Annotated in this window: 1 protein-coding gene; it reads right to left on the bottom strand. The window is 34.7% G+C overall.

Going from position 1 to position 239, the window contains the following annotated elements; genetic code table 11:
• Window positions 1-210, bottom strand: a 210-nt coding sequence (locus tag FUA24_RS23315) for a GTPase (protein WP_187388371.1), incomplete at its 3' end; no start/stop codon positions are given.
• Window positions 211-239: the final 29 nt, after the last annotated feature.

The raw sequence follows: 239 nt of genomic DNA, 5'->3' as shown, positions 1-239 counted from the left end.
ATCTACAATTTCTACTGTTGCAGGAATAACACGCTCTGGTTGCACCAAACTTTCTAATTTTTCTAACCTTGGGTCTGGTACATTAACCACACCTATATTAGGCTCTATAGTACAAAAGGGAAAGTTTGCACTTTGCGCTTTTGCGTTAGATAAACAATTAAATAAGGTTGATTTACCTACGTTTGGTAATCCTACAATTCCTGCTTTCATTTTCTTTAGACTTTTTAGATTAAAGAGAC

It is taken from the genome of Seonamhaeicola marinus, from assembly GCF_008085455.1.
This window is presented reverse-complemented; position numbering and strand designations above follow the sequence as displayed.